The sequence below is a fragment of the Opitutus terrae PB90-1 genome (assembly GCF_000019965.1).
GTDB lineage: Bacteria > Verrucomicrobiota > Verrucomicrobiia > Opitutales > Opitutaceae > Opitutus > Opitutus terrae.
In genome coordinates, this window is record NC_010571.1 from 3,811,544 (window position 1) to 3,832,040 (window position 20,497).

General features: G+C 66.5%; 17 protein-coding genes and 1 pseudogene. 8 read left to right on the forward strand and 10 right to left on the reverse strand.

Features of this window, described 5'->3' with window-relative positions; all coding sequences use genetic code 11:
• Nucleotides 1-56 precede the first annotated feature (56 nt).
• The 6 genes from OTER_RS15035 to OTER_RS15060 all read left to right on the forward strand — a co-directional run bounded on the left by OTER_RS15035 (nucleotide 57) and on the right by OTER_RS15060 (nucleotide 8,375).
• Nucleotides 57-1,358 carry a TolC family protein gene (locus OTER_RS15035; protein ID WP_012375783.1) on the forward strand — a complete coding sequence of 434 codons (1,302 nt, stop codon included), beginning with the start codon at nucleotides 57-59 and terminating at the stop codon, nucleotides 1,356-1,358.
• Nucleotides 1,355-2,095: a permuted SH3 domain-containing protein gene (locus OTER_RS15040; protein ID WP_012375784.1), complete on the forward strand. Its 741-nt coding sequence runs from the start codon at nucleotides 1,355-1,357 to the stop codon at nucleotides 2,093-2,095. Before OTER_RS15035 ends, OTER_RS15040 begins: the two co-directional genes overlap by 4 nt.
• Nucleotides 2,096-2,110: 15 nt before the next feature.
• Entirely contained in the window at nucleotides 2,111-5,275 is a 3,165-nt protein-coding gene (locus tag OTER_RS15045) for an efflux RND transporter permease subunit (RefSeq protein WP_012375785.1), read from the forward strand.
• Nucleotides 5,272-5,670: a hypothetical protein gene (locus tag OTER_RS25565; RefSeq protein WP_012375786.1), complete on the forward strand. Its 399-nt coding sequence runs from the start codon at nucleotides 5,272-5,274 to the stop codon at nucleotides 5,668-5,670. The genes OTER_RS15045 and OTER_RS25565 overlap by 4 nt, the downstream gene beginning before the upstream one ends.
• 62 nt (nucleotides 5,671-5,732) lie before the next feature.
• Complete coding sequence (gene galE / locus OTER_RS15055) at nucleotides 5,733-6,743, forward strand: UDP-glucose 4-epimerase GalE (RefSeq protein ID WP_012375787.1); 1,011 nt, start codon at nucleotides 5,733-5,735, stop codon at nucleotides 6,741-6,743.
• Between the two features lie 159 nt (nucleotides 6,744-6,902).
• Complete coding sequence (locus OTER_RS15060; RefSeq protein ID WP_012375788.1) at nucleotides 6,903-8,375, forward strand: alpha-L-fucosidase; 1,473 nt, start codon at nucleotides 6,903-6,905, stop codon at nucleotides 8,373-8,375.
• A 249-nt stretch (nucleotides 8,376-8,624) separates the two neighbouring features.
• Here the strand turns inward: OTER_RS15060 and OTER_RS15065 are convergent, their stop codons facing one another.
• The 3 genes from OTER_RS15065 to OTER_RS15075 form a co-directional block, all read right to left on the reverse strand.
• On the reverse strand, nucleotides 8,625-9,215 hold the full coding sequence (locus OTER_RS15065) for a DUF6448 family protein (RefSeq protein ID WP_012375789.1): 591 nt from the start codon (nucleotides 9,213-9,215) through the stop codon (nucleotides 8,625-8,627).
• 259 nt (nucleotides 9,216-9,474) lie between these two features.
• On the reverse strand, nucleotides 9,475-10,200 hold the full coding sequence (gene deoC, locus OTER_RS15070) for a deoxyribose-phosphate aldolase (protein WP_012375790.1): 726 nt from the start codon (nucleotides 10,198-10,200) through the stop codon (nucleotides 9,475-9,477).
• Between the two features lie 102 nt (nucleotides 10,201-10,302).
• Entirely contained in the window at nucleotides 10,303-11,589 is a 1,287-nt protein-coding gene (locus OTER_RS15075) for a Gfo/Idh/MocA family protein (RefSeq protein WP_012375791.1), read from the reverse strand.
• A gap of 128 nt (nucleotides 11,590-11,717) precedes the next feature.
• On the opposite strand from OTER_RS15075, the gene OTER_RS15080 reads away from it, so the two are divergent.
• Nucleotides 11,718-12,605 (forward strand): hydroxypyruvate isomerase family protein, encoded by an 888-nt coding sequence (locus tag OTER_RS15080; protein WP_012375792.1) that lies wholly within the window; start codon nucleotides 11,718-11,720, stop codon nucleotides 12,603-12,605.
• A gap of 113 nt (nucleotides 12,606-12,718) precedes the next feature.
• Here OTER_RS15080 and aepY read toward each other — a convergent pair whose 3' ends face one another.
• The 5 genes and pseudogenes from aepY to OTER_RS24270 form a co-directional block, all read right to left on the reverse strand.
• The gene (aepY, locus tag OTER_RS15085) at nucleotides 12,719-13,897 is read right to left on the reverse strand and encodes a phosphonopyruvate decarboxylase (protein WP_012375793.1); all 1,179 of its coding nucleotides are present in this window, start codon (nucleotides 13,895-13,897) and stop codon (nucleotides 12,719-12,721) included.
• A gap of 133 nt (nucleotides 13,898-14,030) precedes the next feature.
• Nucleotides 14,031-16,364 (reverse strand): carboxylesterase family protein, encoded by a 2,334-nt coding sequence (locus tag OTER_RS15090; RefSeq protein ID WP_012375794.1) that lies wholly within the window; start codon nucleotides 16,362-16,364, stop codon nucleotides 14,031-14,033.
• Between the two features lie 342 nt (nucleotides 16,365-16,706).
• Nucleotides 16,707-16,874 (reverse strand): annotated as a pseudogene (locus OTER_RS25865) (JAB domain-containing protein); the annotation flags it as partial.
• 110 nt (nucleotides 16,875-16,984) lie between these two features.
• Nucleotides 16,985-17,473: a putative iron-sulfur cluster-binding metallochaperone gene (locus OTER_RS25235; protein WP_012374044.1), complete on the reverse strand. Its 489-nt coding sequence runs from the start codon at nucleotides 17,471-17,473 to the stop codon at nucleotides 16,985-16,987.
• Between the two features lie 5 nt (nucleotides 17,474-17,478).
• The gene (locus OTER_RS24270; protein ID WP_012374043.1) at nucleotides 17,479-18,069 is read right to left on the reverse strand and encodes a heavy-metal-associated domain-containing protein; all 591 of its coding nucleotides are present in this window, start codon (nucleotides 18,067-18,069) and stop codon (nucleotides 17,479-17,481) included.
• A gap of 48 nt (nucleotides 18,070-18,117) precedes the next feature.
• On the opposite strand from OTER_RS24270, the gene OTER_RS15105 reads away from it, so the two are divergent.
• Nucleotides 18,118-18,522, forward strand: coding sequence for a heavy metal-responsive transcriptional regulator (locus tag OTER_RS15105; RefSeq protein WP_012374042.1), 405 nt, complete (start codon nucleotides 18,118-18,120; stop codon nucleotides 18,520-18,522).
• On the opposite strand, the gene OTER_RS15110 is transcribed toward OTER_RS15105, so the two are convergent.
• Together OTER_RS15110 and OTER_RS15115 are read right to left on the reverse strand one after the other, a co-directional pair.
• A complete protein-coding gene (locus tag OTER_RS15110; protein WP_012374041.1) occupies nucleotides 18,519-19,529 on the reverse strand; it encodes a site-specific integrase in 1,011 nt (336 codons plus the stop codon). The genes OTER_RS15105 and OTER_RS15110 overlap by 4 nt on opposite strands.
• A complete protein-coding gene (locus OTER_RS15115) occupies nucleotides 19,502-20,494 on the reverse strand; it encodes a tyrosine-type recombinase/integrase (protein ID WP_012374040.1) in 993 nt (330 codons plus the stop codon). The genes OTER_RS15110 and OTER_RS15115 overlap by 28 nt, the downstream gene beginning before the upstream one ends.
• Nucleotides 20,495-20,497 lie beyond the last annotated feature (3 nt).

A 20,497-nucleotide genomic window follows, 5' to 3' on the forward strand; every position in this document is an offset into this window, starting at 1 on the left:
CCCGGGCGCGGTGCGCGTTGCCGGGCGTCGGCTGAATGTTGCGTTCACGAATTCCCATGAACCTTGCTGTCTTTTCATCTCGTCGTTTCAAACTTCCCCTCGTCCTGCCGCTGCTGCTGCAACTCGCGTCGTGCGCCGTGGCGACGGCCGCGGCGCCGGCCCCTATCACGGTCGACGCGCTCGTCGCCGAGATCGCGGCGAGCAATCCGGAGCTGCGTTTTTACGAAGCGGAAGTGCAGTCGGCGAAGGCCGCCGCGCGTGGTTCGGGTGCGCTCGCCGATCCCGACCTTACGGTGGAACTCGGTCGCAAGCGGGTGCGCGAGGCCACCGGGGTGCTGGCGGGCGAGGGCGCGGCGTGGTCGGTGAGCGTCACCCAGACGTTCGAATGGCCCGGACGGCTGGCGTTGCGAAAAGCGATCGCCGGCCGCGAGGTCGAGCTCGCGGAACTCGGATTGCAGCGGTTCCGCGCGGCGTTGGACGCCCGTGCGCGGGTGCTCGCCCACGGGCTGCATGCGGCGAACACGAAAGTCGGGGCCGTGCGCGAGGTCGCGGACCGATTCGCCGCGTTGAAAGAAACGTTTCTCGCGCGCGAACCGGCCGGCATCGCGCCGCAGTTGGAAACGCGCGTGATCGAAGCCAACGAACTCACGCTGCAGCGCCGGGCCAGCGATGCCGAACTTGAGTTGCAGGCAGCGCTGCTCGAGCTGAATCAGCTGCGCGGCGCCGCCGCGGGTACGCCGCTGATGGTCACGGCACCTCCGCTGGAGTTCGGTGAGGCGCCGGAAGCCGATGTGCTCCTCGCCGCCGCGCGGGAGAACAATTTCGAATTCCGGATGCGTCGCGCCGAGTTGGAACAGCAGGATTTCGAGGTGCGGCTGGCGCGGCACGAGCGCTATCCCGCGATCAGCGTGAGCCCGTTCTATTCGACGGAGCGCGCCGGCGAGCGCGAGACGATGCTGGGCGTCGGAGTGAGCGTGCCGCTCCCGGTCGGTGGGCGCACGCGGAGTGCCGTGGGGCTCGCGGAAGCGCGGCGCCGGCAGGCGGAGGCGGCGGCGCTCGTGGCCGAGCGGGAGCTGGAGCGCGCGGTGCTGACGGCGGCGCAGACGTTCGCGGTGAAAACGGCGGAAGCGCGGCGCTGGCCGCCGGAGGCCCTGCGGCATTTTCGCGAAGCGGCGGAGCTGGCCGACCGGCACTACCGCCTCGGGGCCGTGCCGATTTCGACCTACGTCGAATTGCAGGCCAGCTATCTCGAAGCGGTGGAGGCGTTGCTCGACACGCAGCGCGAAGCGCTCGCAGCCGGGCTGAAGCTGCGCGAACTGGCCGGGCTGGACGCGCCGATCCGGGAGGTGGCGCAATGAGTCCGGGTCGAGCGATCGTCTTCGCCGGCGGGCTCGCGCTCGCGGTCGGCCACGCCGGCTGCAGCCCGGAGTCCGCGTCGCCGGGCGCCGAGTCGACAGAAGCTCACGCCGAACATGGGCACGACCATGAGCACGGCGCCGCCGATGGCCATGAATACGCCGCAGGCGATGCGCCGGCGCGATTCGTCGCGGGCCACGGACTGCAGCTGGCGGAGCCGACAGCGCGGGCGCTGGGTGTCCAGAGCGAGGTCGCCAGCCGGCGGACGTTGACGCCGCGGTTTGAGCTTACGGCCACGGTGTTCGACCCCGGCCCGCCCGCGCAGGCTTCGGCCTTGGTTCCGGCCGAGCTCGCACAGGCCGTCAGCCGGCACGCGCCGAGCGGGGTCTCCGTGCTCGCGGTACGCGAGGACGCGAGCGCGGGCCGGACCGAGGTGGTCCTGGCTTTGTCCAACCCACGACCGCTCGGCGCCGTGATCGCGTTGACGGTGGAAGGCGCCGCGCGGCCCGCGCTGGCGGTTCCAGCGGCGGCGACTTTGCGCACGGCCACGGGTACGTTCCTGTTTGTGGTTGAAGACGATTTCCTCGTGCGGCGCGCGGTCGAAACCGGCGCGAGCGACGGTGAATGGGTCGAGGTGGTGCGCGGGCTGGATGCCGGCGCGCGCGTCGTCACCTCCGCCGTGGAGGAGCTTTGGTTGACGGAACTCCGGCTGACGAAGGGCGGCGGGCACAGTCACTGACCGGAGAGCATCACGATGATCGACCGCATTCTTGAATTTGCGCTGCGCCAGCGGGTGTTTGTCCTCCTCGGCGCGCTGTTGCTGGTGGTGGTGGGGAGCTGGGCCGCGCTGCGGCTGCCGATCGACGTGACGCCCGACATCACGCCGGTGCAGGTGCAGATCAACACCGAGGTGAAAGGACTCGCTCCGGAGGAGATCGAGAACCTCGTGACGTTTCCGATCGAGATGCAGATGAGCGGGGTGCCGGGAATGACCGAGCTGCGCTCGCTGTCGAAGACGGGGCTTTCGCAGGTGACGCTGGTCTTCGAGGACGGCGTCGACGTTTATCGCGTGCGGCAGTTGGTCAGCGAGCGGCTGGCCGGCGCGGCGAAGGAATTGCCCGCGGGGCTGACGCCGATGCTCGCGCCGATCACGTCGGGGCTGAGCGACATCTTTTATTACGTGGTCGACTACGCCGAGAACGCGCCGGACAAGCCGGCGACGCGCGCTGAGCAGTTGCGCGAGCTGCAGCTGATCCACGATTTCGTGATCAAGCCGCAGCTGCGCACCGTGCGTGGCGTCGTGGAGGTGAATGCCTCCGGCGGCTACGAGAAGCAGATCATCGTGCAGCCCCGGCCGGACGCGCTGCTGGCGGCCGGCGTCACGTTTCATGAACTGGCGGAAATCGTCGGGGAGAACGTTGAGAACGCTGGCGGCGGCGCCGTCCAGATCGGTGGCGAACAGCTTTCCATTCGCGCTGACAGCCGGGTGCGATCGACCGAGGAAATCAGCCGTCTGCCGCTGAAGTTTCGCGGCGCCGGCATCGCACCGCTGCTGGTCAGCGACGTGGCTGACGTGGTCGTTGGCAGCAGCCTGCGCACCGGCACGGCCACGCACAACGGCCGCGAGGCACTGCTCGGCGCGGCGTTGATGCTCACTGGCGAGAATGCGCGACTGGTCGCGCGGCGCGTGGCGGACAAGCTCGCGGAAATCCAGCCGCGGCTGCCGGCGGGCGTGACGCTCACAACCGTTTACGACCGGACGGATCTCGTAGACCGGACGATCCGCACGGTGCGGAAGAATCTCTTCGAAGGAGCGATCCTGGTCATCGCGGTGTTGCTGGGCTTGCTGGGCAACTGGCGCGCGGCGTTGATCGTGTCGCTGGCGATTCCGCTGTCATTCCTCTTTGCAATCACGGGCATGGTGCGCTTCGGCGTATCGGGCAACCTGATGAGCCTGGGCGCGGTGGACTTCGGGCTGATCATCGACGGCGCGGTGGTGATGGTGGAGAACATCGTGCGGCGGATCGGGGCGCGGCAGCACGCGGTGGGGCGCGACCTCACGCGCGAGGAACGCCTGCACACCGTACTGGCGGCGGCGAAAGAGGTGGGCCGACCGACGTTCTTTGGCGTGGCCATCATCACGCTCGTTTACGTGCCGATCCTTTCGCTGACCGGCATCGAGGGAAAGATGTTCGAGCCGATGGCGCTGACGGTGATTTTCGCGCTCATCGGCGCGCTGATCCTGACGCTGACACTGATGCCGGTGCTGTGCTCGTTCGGACTGCGCGGTCGCGTGGCGGAGGGCGACGGCTGGCTGGTGCGCGCGTTGAAGCGGCTTTACGTGCCGGTGCTGGCGCGCGCGTTGCGGTGGCGCTGGGCCGTGGTCGGCGGCGGGCTGGCGCTGTGCGGGCTGGCGGCCGCGTTGTTCGGCCGGCTCGGCGCGGAGTTCGTGCCGCAGCTCGACGAAGGCTCGTTCGCGACGTTCATGATTCGCACCAACAGCATCGGACTCGAGGCGTCGCTCGCGATGCAGGAGCGCGGCGAACGGCTGCTGCGCGAGAAATTCCCGCTGGTGACGCACACGTTTTCGCGGATCGGGACGGCGGAAGTGGCGACGGACCCGATGGGCGTGAACGTCGCCGACACCTACATCTTTTACCGGCCGTTCGCTGAGTGGCCGCGGGATGAACACGGCGATGGGCCGACGAAGGACGAGGTGGCAGACGCGATGGCGGAGATACTGGGCACGCACCTGCCGGGCGAAGCACATCTGTTTTCGCAGCCGATCGAGATGCGGTTCAACGAAATCCTGGAAGGCACGCGCGCGGACATCGCGGTGAAGGTGTTCGGCGACGATTTCGAGCGGATCGAAGCGATTGCCAGCGAGGTGCGCGAGATCCTGGAGCAGGTGCCGGGAGCGGCGGATGTGGAGTTCGACGCGCTCGGCAAGGCGCCGCTGCTCGAGATCAGGCTGAACCGCGAGGCGATGACCCGCTACAACGTGCACGCCGCCGAGGTGAACGCGACCGTGGCCACGGCACTGGCGGGCGAGGAGGTGGGCACGATCGTGGACGGCAACCGCCGTTATCCGATTCTGGTGCGGCTGCCGGAGCGGCTGCGGTCGGCGCTGGAGGAGCTGAAGCATCTGCCGCTCCGCTTGGCGCACGCCGACGGGGTGATCACGCTGGGCGACGTGGCGGAATTCGTCGTGACCGAGAAGGTCAACGCGATCGCGCGCGAATCCGGCCAGCGGCGCGCGGCAATCATGGTGAACCTCCGCGGCCGTGACGTGGAAAGTTTCGTGCACGAGGCGCAGGCACGCGTGCGTGCACAGGTCGAGCTGCCGGCGGGCTACGCGATCGAGTTCGGCGGGCAGTTCAAGAATCTGCAGGAGGCGCGGGGCCGGCTGGCGATCATCGTGCCGCTCGCGCTGGCGGTGATCTTCCTGCTGATCTTCGCCGCGTTCGGCAGCCTGCGGCAGGCGCTGGTGGTGTACACGGGCATTCCGCTCGCGATCACCGGCGGCGTGGTCGCGCTGGCGCTGCGCGGATTGCCGTTCTCGATTTCCGCCGGGATCGGGTTCATCGCGCTCAGCGGCGTCGCCGTGCTCAACGGGTTGATGCTCGTGAGCACGTTCAACCAACTTCGCGAGGAAGGCTGGAATGTGGCGGAGGCGGTGCGCGAAGGCGCGCTGACGCGCTTGCGGCCGGTGCTGATGACGGCGCTGGTGGCCTCGCTCGGATTTCTGCCAATGGCGTTGTCGAACGGCGCCGGGGCCGAGGTGCAACGCCCGCTGGCCACGGTGGTCATCGGCGGAATCGTCACATCGACGTTCCTGACGCTGGTGATGCTGCCGGTGCTCTACGAGTGGAGCGAGGCGCGGCTGGCGCGGCGCCGGGCGGAGGGAAAGACTTTATGAGAACGATGGCTGGTTTGCTGATCCTGCTGCTCGGCGGTTGTGCGACGGCGGTGCGTCCTCCTCCCGAGGTGGCGCACATTCAACTCACGAAGGAGGCCTCGCCGCGCCTGGACGTCCACACGATCCAACTCGGCCGCGATGAGCGCGGCGTGTATGTCGCCGGGTCGGTGCATCGCCGCTGGGGAACCGATATTGCGGACGCGGTGCACCTCGACGTGACGGTGTATGGACGCGACGGGGCCGTGCTCGGGTCGGAGTCGGCGCGGTTCGAGACCGTGCCGGTTCGTCGCGGACATGCCGCGGTCGGCGTGTCGCAGTATCGCGTGTATGTGAGCGTCGATCCGCAGGAGATTCGACGCATTGACGTGCGCGCGGACGAACAGCCGCATGCGTGATCCCCGTTGAAGTTCGCGCATCGCGGCTTGGCGTCGGGGGCGGAATTCGTTTCGGTGAAGCCATGACCATTCTCGTCACGGGCGCCGCAGGCTACATCGGTTCGCACACCTTGGTGGCGTTGCTCGAATCCGGGCACCAGCCCGTCGCGCTGGACAACTACGCCAACAGCAAACCCGAGGCGCTGCGCCGCGTCAGCGAGATCACGGGCAAGACCTTTCCGATCTACGAAGGCGACGCGTGCGACCGCGGCGCGCTCGAGCGGATTTTTCGCGAGCAGCGGATCGACGCGGCCATTCATTTCGCGGGGCTGAAGGCGGTCGGCGAGTCGGTGCGAATCCCGCTGCGTTACTACGAGAACAACCTGATCTCGACGCTCGCGTTGCTGCAGACGATGGCGGCGCACGAGTGCTTCCGGTTGGTGTTCAGCTCGTCCGCGACGGTTTACGGGGATCCGAAGATCCTGCCAATCCCGGAAAACGCGCCGCTCTCCGCCACCAATCCCTACGGTCGGACGAAGCTGTTCATCGAGGAAATCCTGCGCGACCTGGCGGTGTCGGACGGTCGGTGGAAGATCGCGCTGTTGCGCTACTTCAACCCAGTGGGCGCGCATCCCTCCGGCCGGATTGGCGAGGATCCGAAGGGAGTTCCGAACAACCTGTTCCCGTTCATTGCGCAAGTGGCGACCGGCCGGCTGCCCGAGCTCAAGGTGTTCGGCGGCGACTACCCAACGCCTGACGGCACGGGCGTGCGCGACTACCTGCACGTTTGCGATCTCGCCGAAGGGCACGTGCGCGCGGTGGAGAAGCTCGACACGTTCAACGGCGCCGAGGCGCTGAACCTGGGTACCGGGCAGGGCACGAGCGTGCTCGAGGCGGTGCGCGCGTTCGAGTCCGCAGCCGGACGCCCGCTGCCGCATCGGATTGTGGCGCGCCGGTCGGGCGACGTGGCGGCGTGTTACGCGGACCCGGCGGCGGCGCACGCGCGGCTCGGCTGGAAGGCGACGCGGACGCTCGCCGACATGATGAAGGATCTCTGGCGCTGGCAGTCGAACAACCCGAACGGACTCGAGTAAGGCGCGCGCGTTTGCGCGAGGTGATCGACGCGGTCGCACGGCAAAGCCGTGCGGCGACGGGGAAAGCGCGTTGAGGGCAACGCGCTCCGCCTGGCACCGCGAATCGGGATTGAACGCCGCGCGAGACGGCGCCATCGGTGTCGCAACCCCGTACCCCTGATGAAAACCCTGGCTTGTGCTCTGTTGCTGTGCGTCTCCTGGTCCGCGTTCGCGGGTGCGCCGACGACTTATCAGCCGACTTGGGAATCGCTCGATCAGCGACCGATGCCGGCGTGGTATCGGGAGGCGAAGTTCGGCGTGTTCATTCACTGGGGCGTTTATTCGGTGCCCGCGTGGGGCCAGCACGGCGAATATGCCGAGTGGTATTGGGAGCGCGTCAAGAGCCCGAAGCCCGAGCACGCCGCGTGGGCCGAGTTTCACCGCCAGAACTACGGCCCGCGCTTCGACTACATGGATTTCGCGCCGCGATTCACCGCGGAGTTGTTTGATGCGAAACAATGGGCCGACCTGTTCGCGCGCGCCGGCGTACGCTATGTCGTGCCGACGTCGAAGCATCACGACGGGTTTGCGCTCTGGCCGAGCGCGGAGGCGAGCCGCACGTGGGGACGGCCGTGGAATGCGGCGGAGATCGGACCGAAGCGGGACCTGTTGCGCGAGCTCGCGGACGCGACGCGTGAGCGCGGGCTGAAGTTCGGATTCTACTATTCGCTCTACGAGTGGTTCAATCCGCTGTGGCTCAAGGAGCGGCCGCGATACGTGACGCAGCACATGATCCCGCAGTTCAAGGACGTGGTGACGCGCTACCAGCCCGCGATCATTTTCAGCGATGGCGAATGGGAGATGACCGCGAAGGAATGGCGGAGTGAGGAGCTGCTGGCGTGGCTGTTCAACGAATCGGCGGTGAAGGACGAGGTCGTCGTGAATGATCGCTGGGGCAGCGACACGCGGCACCGGCACGGCGGCTACTGGACGACGGAGTATGCGGCCGGGTTGAGCGATGGCTCGCATGCGTGGGAGGAGAGTCGCGGCATGGCGTTTTCCTACGGGCTGAACCGGGCCGAGCGCGTCGATGACTACAAGACCGGACGCGAGTTCATCCTCATTCTGGCGGATCTCGTGAGCCGGGGTGGCAACCTGCTGCTCGACATCGGGCCGGCGGCCGATGGCACGATCCCGCCGCTGATGGAGCAGCGATTGCTCGAGATCGGCGATTGGCTGCGGGTGAACGGCGAGGCGATCTACGGCACGCGGCCGGCGGCGCGATCGTATCAATGGACCGCCGGTGAGCGGCCGAAACAGGAGTATGGCGAATATCGCGTGGCCTACTCGTTGCTCGAGCAGGTCGGGCAGGCGCCGCGCGACGGGCAGGCCGTGAAACAGGTTTTCTTCACGCAGAAACCGGACGCGTTGTATGCGATCACGGCGGGCTGGCCCGGCCGTGAACTCGTGTTGCGCGGCGTGCGCGTGCCGGAAAGCCCGGTCGTCACGCTCCTCGGTGTGCCGGGACGGTTGCCGGCGAAGGTGATGAACGGCACGCTGGTGATCACCGCGCCGCGGTTGGAACCGGACGCGGCGCCGTGCCGGCACGCGTTTGCGTTCAAGATCGCCGGCGGTGAGGTGTTGCCGGAGTAGCAGGCGAGACCTGCCCTCACGTCAGTGTCGGACACCTCGGTGAGGTGGCGATGGTTGTCGGGCGCGAAAAATTGCCGGGTCACCGGCCCTGCAGCGAGTCTTTGAGCCGCTTTGAATCAGACGGATAGATAGGACATCGTTTCGGGTAGGGCGGGGACCGTTGGGCCCGCCGCTTGCCCTTCGCGGCGTGCCCGGCGGTCGCGCCCTACCAACGCGACCCAACCATGACACTTCTTAGGAAGATTCGCTTCAGTGCGCGTGGGCGGTGTGCGCCTCGGAGGGCTTCGCCTCGGCGAGGCGCGCGATGGCCTCGACAAAGTGGGTGTAGTCGACGTAGGCGGCGACGTAGGCGCGGCCGGCCTCGACGTTGTGCGCGGCATGCGCCCGGAGTGCGCGCGTCGCGGCGCCCTTGTGGGCGATCTGCTCCTTCAGGCGCGCCGCCAACTGGGCGGCGAGCGCATCGATCTCACCCGTTTCGAGCGCCTGATCCGACTCCTGCTCGATCGACGCCTCCGGGGTGGCCTTCAGGCCGGTGAACGGAGCGCCCTCGCCGGCGCGATGCACGCGCACGAGCGTGGAAAAGAAGAACTCGTCGGCGAGGGAGGCGGCCTCGGCGGAAGTGCCGCGGACCTTGAGCGTACGTTCGAACACGCTGCGGATCTCCGCTTCGTCCGCGGGACGAATCCATTTCAACACCGGGGTGATGTCCTTCGCCTCGAGCGCTTGACGGGCCTCGATAATCACGGGGCCGGAAAGCGTGTCGCAGTGAGCGGAGGCGGTGGGGGCGCCGACGAGCAGGCCGGCGAGACTAAGCAGGGTAAAGGAGAGTTTGTTTTTCATATTCGTCTTGGTTGAGCGGCCGCACCGCATGCGCGGGGGCATCAGCCTGACAGTAGTCTGCGCGCGTGTGTCCCGCTTTGATAAAGGTCAAGCTTACGCGGGATCGGCGAAAAACGAGCGCGCGCGAGAGACGGCGCGGGCAAGAGGCCCGCGCGAGCGTCCATCGAGCGCACAAGGGCGGATGGAAGCGTGACGACAGCGGGCGGCGCTCCCAAGGGAGGAACGGCAGGCTGCGGTCGGGGGCCGCACTCCCACCGGATCAGCGGCCGGCGGGAATGCCGCGCCGGCGCGCTTCCTCGATGATCGTTTCCGTCGCGGTCGCTCCGATCCGGGTGACGCCGAGCGCGCGCACTTTGAGTAGATCGTCGAGCGTGCGCACGCCCCCCGCGGCCTTGATCTGGATCGACGGCGGACAATGCGCGCGCATGAGCTTGAGATTCGCCTCCGTCGCACCGCGGTAATTGTAGTCGCCGTTCGGCTGCTTCACGAAGCCGTAGCCGGTGGACGTCTTCACGAATGCCACGCCTAACTTCGTGCAGGTCTCGCACAGGGTGATGATCTGGGCGGACTGCAGGAAATCGGTTTCGAAGATCACCTTGAGGATAGCGCCGCGGCCGAGGCAGGCTTCGTTGACCTGGCGGATGTCGTCCTCGACGTAGTCCCAGTTGCCGCCGAGCACGCGGCCGGCGTTGGCCACCATGTCGATTTCCTTCGCGCCTTCGCGGATCGCGAGCAGCGTCTCGGCGACCTTGATCGCGGTGTGGCTGTTGCCGTGAGGAAACCCGATCACCGAGCAGACGAGAACATCCGAGCCCTGGAGCAACTCGGCGGCGCGCGGGACGTAGTAAGGTTTCACGCAGACGGTGGCGACGTCGTAGCGCCGGGCTAGCGCACAGCCGGCATCGAGCTGCGCATCCGTCATGGTCGGGTGCAGCAGCGAGTGATCGATCATCTTCGCGATCGCGTGGAGGGTAAGGTCGGGCATGGGGAGAGGAAGGCGAGAGCTGAGAGTCCAGAGCTGAGCGCGGGAAGGGAAAGTTGAGAGTTGAGGGATGAGAGTTGAGAGGCCGAGCGCGGTGATCCGAGGTCAGGCGGGCTGGCGTTCCTCGGAGCCGGGCATGGGCACGACGTTTTCGGCGGGGGCGACAACCTCGCCCTGTTCGAACTGCTCGGCCGAGGGGCTGAGCCGCAGGTCGTAGTAAGCCGCGCCGGGGTTGGTGAGGTCGGACCAGCGAACCATCTGCCCGGTGTAGGCCGAGATGCGGCCCATGATTGCGGTGAGCGTCGAGTCGGCGACGTGGCGCGTGTCATTGAGGGGCCGCTCCGCGACGATGCTGCGCAGGAGCTCGACGTGTTCCTGCACCATGCCGTTCGGATGCGTGGTGAACTCCTGAAATTCGACCGGCGTTTTCGCGAACGTCTCGAGCTTGCCGTCGGCGTGCACCGTGCCCTCGGTGCCGATGAAGCTTTCGCCGACGCGGTTGTAGCAGCCGTTGATCTGTCGGCAGGAGCTGTGAATGTGGCAACCCTGGCCGTAGTCGAAATCGACGCTGAAGAAATCGTATTGGTTGCCGGTCTTGCGGCGGACGCGCCCGCCGAAGCCGATCGCGGCGACCGGGGTGTCGCCGATGAACCAGTTCGCGACGTCGAGGTTGTGGAAATGCTGCTCGACGATGTGGTCGCCGGACATTTCGAGGAAGTTGACCCAGTTGCGCGCGAGATAATGCGCGTCGCTCTCGCCCTCGCGGCGCTCCTTGAACCAGAGCTGCGGCTGGTTCCACATCACCGTGCCGCCGGTAATCCGGCCGATCGCGCCGGCGTGAACCGCGTGGGCGTTGCGCAGGTAATTGGCCATGTAGTGCCGCTGCGCGCCGGCGACGACGGAGAGACCCTTCGTGCGCGCGCTCTCGCCGGCGGCAAGAATGCGCCGCGCGCCCGGCGGATCGACCGCGACGGGTTTTTCAATGAAGCAGTGCTTGCCCGCGGCGATGGCGGCCTCGAAGTGCACCGGCCGGAAGTTCGGCGGCGTCGCGAGGAACACGAGGTCGATCGGTTGTTCGAGCACCTGGCGATAGGCGTCGAATCCGACGAACCGCCGCTCCGGCGGCACGCCGAACTTTTCGCCGACCACGGTGGTATTATCGCTGAAAACGTCCGCGAGTGCAAAAATCTCGAGCTCGACGCCGGCGAGCGGCGCGGCCTCGAGGGCGTTGGCGAGCGCGCCGCGCCCGCGGCCGCCGCAACCGACGAGGCCGATCTTCAGTTTGCGTCCGCTGGGGGCAGGCTGACCGAACAACGGCCGCGCCTGCAGGGCGGCACCGGCGATGGCCACGGTTTTGAGAAAGCTACGACGCGAGAGGGGTTGAGCGTTCATGGGGAGGAATGACTTGGGGTTGAGTGCTGGCCGCAGCCTCGCGGTTTTTGCGGCGCGGCGCGAGTTGGATCTGGCGCGGTACGTCCGGAAGCGTAGCGTCGGGGAACGCCGCACGTGACTTGCCGACGATGAACCCCACCGCGTCCTTCACCCGTCGCCAGATCCTGAAAACCCTCGGCACCGTGACGCTGCTCGCGACGTCGGGCCTGAGCGGTCCCGCACGCGCAGCCGAAGCAGAGGGCGCTCCCGCGGCGGGCCGCAAGGGCCGGATCAAGCAGGGCATCACGCGCGGTTGTCTGCGCGGGATTGCGTCGCTCGACGAAATGGCGGCGATCTGTGCCGAGCTCGGGATCGCCGGCATCGATTTCGTGGCGCCGAAAGATTTTCCGGTGCTGCAGAAACATGGGTTGATTTGTCCGTGCGTGCACAGCGGGAAATTGACGGAAGGCCTGAACAATCCCGCGCATCACGCGGCCAGCCTGGCGAGCTTGCGGCAGGCGATCGACGATGCGGCGGCGGCGGGGTACCCGAACGTGCTTTGTTTTTCGGGCAATCGCGCCGGTATCGACGACGAGACGGGGCTGCGCGCCTGCACGCGGGCTCTGGAGCAGGTGATCGGGCTCGCCGAGCAGAAGGGTGTGACGATCTGCATGGAGCTGTTGAACAGCAAACGAGACCATCGCGACTACCAGTGCGACCGGACGGCGTGGGGCGTGGAGCTCTGCAAGCGCGTCAACTCGCCGCGGTTCAAGCTGCTCTACGACATCTACCACATGCAGATCATGGAAGGCGATGTGATCTCCACGTTTCGGACGAACGTGCGTTACATTGGCCACGTGCACACGGCCGGGGTGCCGGGTCGCAACGAGATCGACGAGACGCAGGAGCTCTACTATCCGGCGATCATACGCGCGATCGCGGAGAGCGGCTACGCGGGGTACGTCTCGCACGAATATGGGCCGAAGCGGAATCCGGTGGAGTCGCTGCGGAGAGCGGTGGAGTTGTGCGACGTGTGAGGTGGAGTCGAGAGCTGAGAGCTGAGAGTCTAGAGCGGGAGAGAGGAAGTTGAGAGTTGAGGGATGAGAGTTGAGAGAGGCAATCCTCCGGGGCGGACCGGCCAAGGTAGCGTTTACCGAGTCCGAAGCGTCGCGACGCCGAGGTGGCGCATGAGGCGCTGCTTCACGGCGGGCGGCTTGACCTGCGGCACGCCGAGGTTGGGCAGGGTGCCGATCTTCGTGCGGAAATGTACGAGCGTCGGACCGCGGTTCACGTCATGCGCTGCGAGCAGTTGGCGCAGTTCCTCGAGCGAATCGGTGCCGAATGCCTGCGCGTAGCCGCACGCTTGGGCGATGGCACCGAACGAAACGCCGCGGCTCACCGTGGCCTGGCCGCCGGTGGAGTCGTGCGCTTCATTGTCGATGAGGAGATGAAAAAAGTTTCGCGGCGCGAATGCGCCGATCGACGCGAAATTGCCCAGTCGCATCAGCGCGGCGCCATCGCCGTCGAGCATCCAGATCCGGCGCGACGGATGGTAGAGCGCCAGACCGAGCGCGAACGCGCTGGCGCTGCCCATCGAGCCGACAACGTAGAGGTGGTTGTCGGCGTCGGCGATCGAGCTGAGCTCGCGCGTGGTGTAGCCGGTGGTGGTGATCACCACGTCGTCCGGCTGCTTGGCGGCGAGCAGCGCCTGCAGCGTTTCGGCGCGCGTCGCGCGCGTTTCGTAGCGTCGGCTGAGAGTTTCCCGAAAGGACAACGTGCGGGCGCCGATGGGATCGCTCGGGCGGTTGATGCGCAGGGGAGTGCGTTCGACGGCGCCCCAGGGCATGACGATGGCAAACGGCAGCGAGCGTTCGCGCAGATGGGTGAGTGCGCGATCGAGCAGCGGTGCGATTTCGGCGGCCGTTTTGGGAAACGGTGCCCAGGGAATCTGCAACGCCTCGAGCAGCGGAATCGTGACCTCGCCCATGAACTGGTGCTGCGGCTCGTCGGGGACGCCGCCGGGCTGCGCGCGATGCGTGATGATGAGCAACGCAGGAATCTGGAAGGGAACGTTGAGCGAGGTGAGCGCGTTGACGGCGTTGCCGAGTCCGGAGTTTTGGAACATCACCACCGTGGTCGCTCCGGTGGCCACGTGCACGCCGGCGGCGAGCGCCACGGCATCGCCTTCGTTGGTTGCGTCGCGGAAAGTCAGCGCCGGGTCGTTGATGACCGCGTTCATGAACGGCTTCATGTAGGAGCACGGTGTGCCGGTGAAGAACCGGACGTCGCGCTCGCGACAGGCGTCAAGGAAAAGCTGGGCGGCGATCATGCGTGGCGCGTAATCAACGGCGGAGACGCCGGGTGCGTCAAATCAAGGACACGGCCGGCGCGAGGACCGAAGGTACTCGCGGCGCGGAGCAATCCGCACCCTACCTGATTCTCGTAACTTCTTTCCGTGATCCTCAATAATTCGTCAGCAGGAATCGCTCGATGGCGTCCCCGACGAGCAGGTCGGTGTGCTCGTAGCTGGCGGGAGCCAGCCGGGCAAAGCCGGCGAGCGGACCAGCCAGCTCGACCGGGAAAGCCACCCGATACCCGATCGTCGGATCCAGTCGTTTCAGCGCGTCGGCGTCGGCGCCGTGCAGAACCAGGGGCGCGTTCGGTGTGGCGAGTTTTTCTGCCAGCTGCGCCAGCTCGGTTCCCGTGAGCGTGAACGCGCCGATCGGCATGTAGAAGGATCCCGCGGCGACATCACTGAGCCGCGTGACGCCGGGCACCACCGCAGGCTCGTTCGGCGCGGGCGGGCGGTAAGCGAGCCCGAAGTCGGCGCCAGCGGTGCGCCGGACGGCTTGGGCGATGGCGGGGAAAAGCTGGCCCACAGATTTCAGCGACTCGGGTATGACCGGCGAGGTTTCGCGGTCGCGTTGCCAACTCCAACGTGCGTCGAAGCTGCGCGCGGCGACGAGGGTGGAGTGGGTGAGTTCGGCCACGACCAGATCGATGGCCGACGGCGCCACAGCCAAGCCGGGGCCACCACCGATCATCCGAGTAATGACGGATCCGGCGGCGTAAGCCGCGGGGTCGTTCGACGCCACCCAGAAAACCAGCCGCTGCGGCGCGAGCGGGTTGTAGTGCACGAGCCCGAGCGCGTAATGTTCGCCGCGGAAGTTGACGCCGTCGCTGCACGCGATCGCGCCGCCCGCGAACCGCACCGGCAGTTTCGGCGCGAGCCGCTCGACCACCGCGTTTTGGGCGGCCGTGCCGATGAGTACGAGATGGCAGCGGGCGATATCCGCGTCGGTCACCGAGGTGTCCGGCTTGGTGTTGAGTCGGCCGTAGGTGTTGTGGGGGTGCGGGACGTTGTCGGCCCCGAGCTCGCCGGAATCGTCGAGCCAGATTGGATTCGGGCTCTTGCTTGCCGCGTCCGCAGCGGTGCGCATTGCTGTGCGTTCGGCGTCGGTGCCGCGCGTGCCGTAGACGATGAGGAGCGGTTCGCCGTTGTAGAGCAGCGATGCGCTGCCGGGCGTGTGCAGCCGATAGGGCAGCGAAGGCGCGGCGGTCTCGAAACCCCAGCCCGAGTCACCGCGGACGAGCGTCACCGTTTCGGGCAAGGGCGCGGGGTGCGTGGCCACGATGCCGCCGTTGACGCTGACCTGCAGCGGTTGCGCGCGCTCGAAGGGTGACTCCGCGAGCCGGAGCCGGAATCGCGCGATGTTGGTCAGGGTGGCGTAGAGGGTGTTGGCCGAACCGGCGGAAAGGACGAAGCGGGCGGGCTTGGGCGCGTTGCCCCATTCGACGATCTCGCCCCACCAGCTGCGCATCGCGTCGCCGTCGAGCGCGGTGTAGTCGAGGTGGCGAATCGTGCGGGAGTCGGGGCGCACCTGCTGGCGGACCCACGTTTCGCCGCGGGCGTTGCCGTCGGCGAAATCCCACGCGGCGTGGCCGAGGCCGTTGGTTTCGTCGAGGATCGCCTGGCCGCCGAGCTCGCGGAGCCGGGCCAGCGGACCACGTTGGTGCAGCACGGATACAACCGGATCGTCGGCGCTGTGCGTGGCGTAGATCGGGAACGTGAGCAGATTGGCCGTCGGAACGAAGCTCGCATAACCGCACGTCGGCCGGCCCGAGGCCCAGCGATGGGGATAGCGCGAGCCCAGCCGGTACGTGCCGCCGCCGCCCATGCTGCCGCCGTTGAGATGAATCCGGTTGGGATCGATCGACCAGTGCGTCTGCACGTAATCAATCACGTGCAGCACGTCGGCCTCGGAAAGCGCGCGATAGCCGCCGGCGCGGGAGCGGCCCAGCACGGCGATGTCGAAGATGCCGGCGCGCGAGGTCATGCCGGTGGAGTGCTCGAGGTGATTGCCGCTGTAGCCGTGCATGTAGACCGAAAGCTGGGCGGGTTTTTGCGGGTCGTAATCGGTCGGGATGGCGATCTTGAACGGCTGGCCCGAGCCGTCGGCGGGCGACTCGTAGGCCCATTCCTGGACGCCTCGCAGCGTACCAAGCAGCTGTGGGTTGGCGGTGATCCGTTGTACCCAGTCGGCGAGCCGGGCGATCTTCGTCTGCGCGGACTCGCTGTTGGCTCCGTGTCGCGTGACGGCGAACTCGGCCTCGTAGCGGAGGAATCTGATCCAGCCGCGGTAGTCGGCGAGATCGGCGCGGGTAAGCGCCGCATCCGCGCTGGCCGCGGCGGTGGCGAGATCGGGCGACGCGGGGGTCGCAGCGAGAGCGGGCATTCCAAGCAATGCCGCGCAGACCAGACTTGGCACCAGATGGCGGAGAGAGCGCAGGATCATGACAGCAGGGGTGTTGATGTCGGCGAACGGCCGACGAGACGAGGTGCAAAACCGCTACGGGCGAAACTCCCCGTCGTGAAGACAAATCTGGAGGAGAGAGCGTGAGCGGAACGCCGCCGCCAGAGAAATCCTGCCAGCACCCGGCGGTGCGTCCGAGGGCGGCGGCGCTCACAGAACAAAGATCCGCAATCGGAAAGAAGCACGAGGATCAAGGCACCAAGCCTCCAGGTCGAACCGGCGGGCAAGATGCCCGCGCTCCCGCGCAAGCAGAATTCGACCGGAGGCTGAACCTACGGCCTTCTAATCTGTTTCGGATTTCGTGCGTCGGATTTGCCCGGCGAGCTACAGCAGGCCGGCTTCGCGGAAGCTGTAGAAGCCGCGGCCGAGGGGATCGGCGGAGGGCCGGCCGACGACTACGTGATCGAGCAGGTCGATATCGATCGCGCGTGCCGCCTCGCGGAGCTGGCGGGTGAGCTGCACGTCGGCGGCGCTCGGCGCGGGATCGCCGCTGGGGTGGTTGTGTTATGTGACGAGCCGAGCTATGTGGAGTGCGCTACCGTTTTTCTGAGGCACTTTACTCTGCGCGACAGCACAATCGCTGCACATAACTCGGCCGGCGATCAGGCAAGACCGGCGCGCTCTGCGGTGGCGGCCTTGACGGCAGCTTTCACGTTGCCGAGGCAGCAGGAGCCTTGGGGATTGCGAATCTCACAAGCGCAAAAATCAGCCTTCATCTCCGCCGCGATGCGTTCGATCACGGTGGATTTTCCTGTGGCGGCAAGTTCGTCACGGATCATCGCGGGCGTGAAGCCGAAGCAATAACACACCGGTGCCTGCGCGGGATCTTTTTGAGTGACCGGACGGCGAACGTCGCCCGTTGTGAGAACTGAACCACCGGCGCTGAAATAGACGACCGGGCAGTCGGGTGTGGGGCAGAAGTGAAATCCCCCGGCATTTACGGCCGGCAAAAACTGGGACTTAACTTGGTGCTTGAGCGTGAGCGTCGAGACCGGGCGACCGGCGTGCCCGCAGCGCGGGCAGGACGGCTTGGCAGCCGACTCCTTCTCGGACGAGCACTCGTCACCTTTCGTTAAGCAACAATCGGACACGGTGATCAGTTGGCCGGCTCGGCCTTGAAGCCCGTGGCGTCGATCTTGGCGATCACCGTCGTCGCAGAAATCACGGCGGGATCGTAAACGACCTCGGCCTCTTTCGTTGCATAGCGGACGACCGCCGTGCGGATACCGGGAACCCGCTGCAGGGTGCCGGCAATGCCGACCGCGCACGCAGCGCAGTCCATGGAGGGGATACGCACGCGCAGCACGCGGCCATCCGCCGGTGCGGAGGTTGCGACCGAAGAGCGGCCGAAGGTGGTTTGCGCAAGCTGCGGAAACATCGCGACCGCGCCGACGATTACTGTGCTGAAGATCAGAACGCCCAGGGTCCAACGACTTGCTCGCGGCGTTGCGCAGGTGCCGTCCGCGCAGGCGATACGTCGGGCACGCAAGGTCAACACCCACGCGAGAGCGAGGAGCGCAGCGGTGACGCCGAGAAAAGCCGGCCGCCAACGCTCAAACCAGCCTGCGGCGACAAAACTACCCGCGCCCGCGACGGCCGCCACCAGCGGTCCGATGCAGCAAAGCGAGGCCGCCACGGCGGACAAAAATCCGCCTGTCAGAATCCACGATTGCTTCACCGGCTGCATCGGCCCAGCTTACACCCTGTAGTATGGTATAAGGTCAACCGCCATGTCATGACGATCGGAGAACTCGCCAAGGCCGCCGGGGTAAATGTCCAGACCGTCCGCTACTACGAGCGAATGGAACTGCTGCCGGCGACCCATCGCTGGCCGGGATCGGGCTACCGGGACTTTGACGATGACGCCCTGAGCCGGTTGCGGTTTATCCGTTCGGCAAAAGACCTCGGGTTCACCCTGCGCGAGATCAAGGAGCTCATGGAAATGCAGTTTTCGCCGGGTGAGTCGTGTGCCGAAGTGAAGCGTCTCTTGGAGGATAAGCAGCAAGAGCTTGATCGGCGCATGCTGGAGATGCGCCGGTTGCACCGCGCCTTGGGAAAACTCATCACGGCGTGCCGGCGGCGATCCACGAAAACGACGTGTCCGGCCCTCTGGGCCATCGCGTTCAAGGCGCGCGGTTAGAGGCTGGACAGCCAGGCGAGCACGTCGGTGTTGGCGCGCCATGACGACGGGTGCTTCGGCTTCGGGAGAATCTTCTCGGCGGAGGCGAGAGCCTTGCGCTTCATCTCAAGATCGATCTCGACGTAGGTGTTGGTGGTCTCGATCGATGCATGCCCGAGCCAGGAACGGATCATCGCGAGGTCGACGTTCGATTGCAGCAAATGCATCGCCGTCGTGTGGCGCCACGTGTGCGGAGTGATCCGCCGCGCGAGCAAGGTCGGGCAGCGCTGGGCCGCCTCACTGATGCGGTGACTGACAATGTAGCGAACGCCGAAGCGCGTCAGCCGGTTGCCGTCGATGTTGAGAAACAGCGGCACGGCGTCGGTGAACTTGATCGAACGAGGCTGGAGATAACTCTTCAGCGCGGCGACCGTCTCGGGCCACAACGGGCAGGTGCGCTCCTTGCGGCCCTTGCCGAAGATGAGCACGTTCGACGGTCGAGTGAAACGCACGTGCCGCACGTCGAGGTCAACCAACTCCTGCGCGCGCATGCCGGTGTTGTAGAGCATCCGTAAGAGTGCGTCGTCGCGCTGACCGAACAGCGTCCGGGAATCGATCTGACGAAATATCTCCTGCACCTCATCCTTCTCCAGAAACTGCGCGACGCGATGCGGTCGCCGTTTGAACGGCACCGCGATGATCGTGTGGGCGTGGGTCAGGTGCCGGGGATCAACGATCGCGAGGTAGCGGAAGAAAGAATGGATCGCGGCCAGCCGAAGATTGCGGGTGACGATCCCGTTGCGCCGGTCCGCTTCGAGATGGCGAAGAAAGCCGTGCACCAACTCCGCGGTGAGATCGGCCAGGGTGAGCTCGGTCACGCGCTTGCCCGAGTCGTCGGAAGCGAACTTGAGGAGGAGCTTGAAGGTGTCGCGATACGACAGAACCGTGTGGCCACTCAGTCCGCGCTGGGACACGAGATGCTGATCGAAAAACCCGCGGATCAGAGATGGAAGGTCGGGGGCTGACATAAGAGACGGGCCGATGGCACCGCGAAGTGCTCATGAAAACGCTGGCCCACCGACTCCATCAGCTCGGCGGTGGCGTGCAGATAGATCTCGGTCCCGGTCACCGTGCTGTGCCCGAGGTAAGTGGACAGGAGGGGCAGCTTCGCGAAGAGATTATCGCCGCTCTTGTGCCACGCCATCAGCCGCGACACCGCAAAGGAATGCCGCAAGTCGTGGATGCGCGGCCCGCGCTGGCCGGGCGGGCCGCGCAGCCCCAACCGACGCAACACTTGAAGAAACACCGTCGTGAAGCTCGGCACGTGATAGCGTCCACCGAGGGATGACGGGAAAAATGGCGCGGTCGGCTCCTGCGAGAATCTGGCCGCGCGGCGCTGGGCCACGTAGGCCGCGAGCTGCTTGGTGGTGCACGGTGCCAGCGGCACGTAGCGAGTCTTGCCGAACTTGGTTTGGCGAATGAGCAGAAGACGGCGTGACAGATCGACGTCAGCGAGATTGAGCTTCACCGCCTCGCCAACGCGCAGGCCGGTGGCGTAGAGGAACCCGACGAGGGTTGCGAACACCACGGGACGCAGCGGGTCCGGAGAACGTTCGGCCGGCGGTGCCGCCGCCATGATCCGGCGGACCTCGGCCACCGTGTAGATGTGCGGCATCGGCCGATTGCGCCGCGGCAAAAACATCCGGTGCACGATGCACGTGCGAGGATCGAAATGGCTTTGATAGAGGCAGAACTGACGGAGGATCGACATCCGGTTGATCCGGGTTCCCGGAGCCAAGTGCTCGGTGCTCTTGAAATAACGCTCGGTGACCTCACGCGTGATTGTATCGCCGGGCTGCAGCTCACCGATAAGAAACCGGTCGAGGTAACGCAGCACCTTGAGGAGAACAGGACCGCGGCCCGATGCGGCCCGCGTCTCCCAGAAGGACTGAAGCCGGAACGCGAGCGCGCTGCGAAAACAACACGTGGCCATGGT

Bases quoted from the DNA above. Each gene is read 5' to 3' on its own strand.
- deoC (WP_012375790.1), bottom strand. From the start codon at position 10,200: ATGCCCGACCTTACCCTCCACGCGATCGCGAAGATGATCGATCACTCG.
- OTER_RS15045 (WP_012375785.1), top strand. From the start codon at position 2,111: ATGATCGACCGCATTCTTGAATTTGCGCTGCGCCAGCGGGTGTTTGTC.
- OTER_RS24270 (WP_012374043.1), bottom strand. From the start codon at position 18,069: ATGCAGCCGGTGAAGCAATCGTGGATTCTGACAGGCGGATTTTTGTCC.
- OTER_RS15110 (WP_012374041.1), bottom strand. From the start codon at position 19,529: ATGTCAGCCCCCGACCTTCCATCTCTGATCCGCGGGTTTTTCGATCAG.
- OTER_RS15065 (WP_012375789.1), bottom strand. From the start codon at position 9,215: ATGAAAAACAAACTCTCCTTTACCCTGCTTAGTCTCGCCGGCCTGCTC.
- OTER_RS15105 (WP_012374042.1), top strand. From the start codon at position 18,118: ATGACGATCGGAGAACTCGCCAAGGCCGCCGGGGTAAATGTCCAGACC.
- OTER_RS15040 (WP_012375784.1), top strand. From the start codon at position 1,355: ATGAGTCCGGGTCGAGCGATCGTCTTCGCCGGCGGGCTCGCGCTCGCG.
- OTER_RS15115 (WP_012374040.1), bottom strand. From the start codon at position 20,494: ATGGCCACGTGTTGTTTTCGCAGCGCGCTCGCGTTCCGGCTTCAGTCC.
- aepY (WP_012375793.1), bottom strand. From the start codon at position 13,897: ATGATCGCCGCCCAGCTTTTCCTTGACGCCTGTCGCGAGCGCGACGTC.
- OTER_RS15060 (WP_012375788.1), top strand. From the start codon at position 6,903: ATGAAAACCCTGGCTTGTGCTCTGTTGCTGTGCGTCTCCTGGTCCGCG.
- galE (WP_012375787.1), top strand. From the start codon at position 5,733: ATGACCATTCTCGTCACGGGCGCCGCAGGCTACATCGGTTCGCACACC.
- OTER_RS25565 (WP_012375786.1), top strand. From the start codon at position 5,272: ATGAGAACGATGGCTGGTTTGCTGATCCTGCTGCTCGGCGGTTGTGCG.
- OTER_RS15090 (WP_012375794.1), bottom strand. From the start codon at position 16,364: ATGATCCTGCGCTCTCTCCGCCATCTGGTGCCAAGTCTGGTCTGCGCG.
- OTER_RS15080 (WP_012375792.1), top strand. From the start codon at position 11,718: ATGAACCCCACCGCGTCCTTCACCCGTCGCCAGATCCTGAAAACCCTC.
- OTER_RS15035 (WP_012375783.1), top strand. From the start codon at position 57: ATGAACCTTGCTGTCTTTTCATCTCGTCGTTTCAAACTTCCCCTCGTC.
- OTER_RS15075 (WP_012375791.1), bottom strand. From the start codon at position 11,589: ATGAACGCTCAACCCCTCTCGCGTCGTAGCTTTCTCAAAACCGTGGCC.